This window comes from Rubrimonas sp., from assembly GCF_036788415.1.
Classification (GTDB): Bacteria; Pseudomonadota; Alphaproteobacteria; order Rhodobacterales; family Rhodobacteraceae; genus Rubrimonas.
Map to the genome: position 1 here is coordinate 1 of NZ_DAIQNN010000199.1, position 2,890 is coordinate 2,890.

The 2,890-nt window shown below is 68.8% G+C and carries 2 protein-coding genes; both read left to right on the plus strand.

Going from position 1 to position 2,890, the window contains the following annotated elements; translation table 11 throughout:
* Positions 1 to 344: 344 nt before the first annotated feature.
* Positions 345 to 500 carry a hypothetical protein gene (locus tag V7Q31_RS18445; protein WP_333835304.1) on the plus strand — a complete coding sequence of 52 codons (156 nt, stop codon included), beginning with the start codon at positions 345 to 347 and terminating at the stop codon, positions 498 to 500.
* 22 nt (positions 501 to 522) lie between these two features.
* Entirely contained in the window at positions 523 to 1,812 is a 1,290-nt protein-coding gene (locus V7Q31_RS18450; protein ID WP_442976746.1) for an ATP-binding protein, read from the plus strand.
* Positions 1,813 to 2,890 lie beyond the last annotated feature (1,078 nt).

Genomic DNA, 2,890 nt, shown 5'->3' on the forward strand with positions numbered 1-2,890 from the left:
AACATCGCTGACGCCCTGGTCGACGCGGCCCGGTTTCGGCCCTTTTCCGCCTTGCTTGGCAAGGTACGTAGTGTGTGCCCCTGTAAACAGCTCAGGGGGTCCCCGCGCGCGGGGGTCGGATGGTGGGTGGTCGGGTTCCGCTTGACCTGCGCCGGAGGGTGAATCGGCCCTCGCGGCAAGGGTTTGGGTCTCGACGGGTCGGCGCGACGCGCGGGCCTCGGCGGGGTCGGAACGTCGCGCGGACGAGCTTGGAGGAAGGTGTCGGGCGGTTTCCCCATTAGGCCCTGGGGTTTCCCGGGGTGGTAACGGGGATCAGGCCCGGCGGTCATCGGAGATGCTCGCCCATGTCGAAAGAACGCTGGTTCCTCCCCGAAAATCTCGACGCGCCCGTCGCGGAGATCGTGCTGTCGCCGCGGCGCAAATCGCGCGGCGAAACCGAACGCCTGGAATCGGGAGAACGTCCGCGGCATCGGCCCGCCGAGCCGTGCCACGGCGAGTAGCCGGATCGGGAGGAGATCCTGGATGATCGCCGCGCGAGGTTACGTTGCGCGGAGTGCCGCCTTTCGCGCACATCAGCCACAGCATGAGGACATTGGCAACGCTTTACGCTTGCATATTCGGAGTGGCATCCTGAATATGCGAGGCATGCTCCAGCGCCGCATCGCGCCCGCCTTGTCCGTCCTCCTCGACGAGAGCCCCGCCGTGGCGCTGATCGGTCCGCGTCAGGTCGGCAAGACCACGCTCGCGCTCGCTGTCGCGGAAGATCGGCCCTCTGTGTACCTCGATCTGGAGTCGGAGGGTGACCGTGCGAAGCTCGCCGAGGCGGAGCTCTACCTCGGCCAGCACGAGGACAAACTCGTCATCCTCGACGAGGTGCACCGCGCGCCGGGCCTGTTCCACAACCTGCGCGGCGTCATCGACCGCGGGCGACGCGCGAGGCGCAGCGTCGGGCGGTTTCTGTTGCTCGGCTCGGCCTCGGTCGATCTGCTGAAGCAGTCGGGCGAGACGCTCGCCGGCCGGATTGCCTATCTCGAACTTCACCCCATCGACGCGCTGGAGACGGCCCCGGACGACGCAGAGCGGCTCTGGACCCGCGGCGGGTTTCCCGAGAGTTTCCTCGCCGCCAGCGACCGCGCCAGCCTGCGCTGGCGGCGCGACTTCATCCGCACCTACCTCGAACGCGATGTGCCGATGTTCGGGCCGCGCATCCCGGCGGAGACCCTGCGCCGGTTCTGGACCATGCTCGCGCATCGGCAGTCGAGCCTGCTCAACGCCTCGGAGCTCGGCCGCGCGCTCGGCGTCGACAGCAAGACGGTCGCCGGCTACCTGGACTTGCTCGTCGACTTGCTGCTGGTCCGCCGCCTCCCGCCCTGGCACACGAACATGGGCAAGCGGCTGGTGAAGTCGCCCAAGGTCTACGTGCGCGACAGTGGCCTCGTCCACGCGCTGCTGGGACTGGAGACGCTGGAGGACATCCTCGGCCACCCGGTCGCCGGCGCCAGCTGGGAGGGATTCGCGATCGAGACGCTGATCGCCGCGGCCCCGGAGGGCGCCGAGGCGCACTTCTTCCGCACCGCCGCCGGGGCGGAGATCGACCTGCTGCTGTCGCTGCCCGGCGGCCGCCTCTGGGCCGTCGAGATCAAGCGCAGCCTCGCGCCGAAGATCGAGCGGGGCTTCCACATCGCCTGCGACGACCTCAAGCCCGAGCGGCGGATCGTCGTGTATCCAGGGGCTGAGACCTTCCCGATGGCGCATGGCGCCGAAGCGGTGTCGCTGCGGACGATTGCGAGCGTGCTTTCGCCGTCACGGTGAAATTGTCTTGCCTGTGCGCCAGCTGACTGCCAGCGCTGTGTAAGCCTGACCGCAAAAGCCGACGTTTCAGCCAGTCTCGAAGAGCCTTTGATCTTCGCTCTTATCCACCAAACAAAGCAGAGCCGCCGTGCGGCTCTCCTGCTTCGCCTGGACTTACGATATTCGCAGCTGACCCGCCGCCGCTACCCGGAACAGATGTCCCGGGCCCGCGACCAACGGCAAAGGCTCGCTTTCCCTCGTAGACCCGAGGCGGTTCAGAGACCCGGGCAACGGGGCTCGGTTCATCGCCAGCCCGGCGCCGGAACGAAGGCCCGGCGATCGCCCGCTTTCCTCGGCTTCCGCTGCGGCTCGGTCTGCTTGATCGTCGGCGCGATGGCAAGCTCATTCAGCGACAGCAAACGTGGGGCGTTCCGGAGCGGAAAGTCCGACGGGTTCTGGAGCGGGAACGCGCACGGACACCGGGAGAGAAACTGGGCGGGAAGCGCGACCGGAAACCGAGCGGGACACTGCGCCGGAAACCGGTCCGGAAATCGGTGACAGGTGTTGCGTCGTTCGGCGACTGTGGCCGTGGTGGTGGGCAGCGCGGTCGGTGTCGCGGCGAGCCGAGCCGCCGCCTACGCAGACATCGTCGGGGTCGGGGGCTGGAACAGCGCGACGGACGTCGGCGCGGCGATCGCCGGAGCGATCATGCCGGCCGTCGGCGCCGGTCCCGCGGCCTGCGCCGGTGGCGAGCGATGATCGTGCGGACGTTCCAGAGTTCCTAGGGGCAGCCGCGTCCCTGGCGGTCGTGGACGCGTTGCAGCTCGTCGAGGGCGGCGGCGACGGTCGCATCGGTGCAGGTGTCGGTCATGGCGTCTGATCCTTGTGTTGCGCTGTGGGGGATGCGGCGCCCGTCGTCGGGGCGCCGCGTCGTTCGGTCAGTAGGGCAGCTCGGCGAACGTCAGCCGGAGGCGGGCGAGCGCGTAGGCGACCTGCGGGTCGCCGTCGGGCGCCGGCTCTGGCTCGGGGAGGTCCTCGTCGTCCGCGAGCGGCGCGATGATGATTTCGTCGTCGGCGACGGTGATGATGCTGGCCATGT

Coding starts and splice junctions, on each gene's coding strand:
- V7Q31_RS18445 (WP_333835304.1), top strand. CDS start 345: ATGTCGAAAGAACGCTGGTTCCTCCCCGAAAATCTCGACGCGCCCGTC.
- V7Q31_RS18450 (WP_442976746.1), top strand. CDS start 523: ATGATCGCCGCGCGAGGTTACGTTGCGCGGAGTGCCGCCTTTCGCGCA.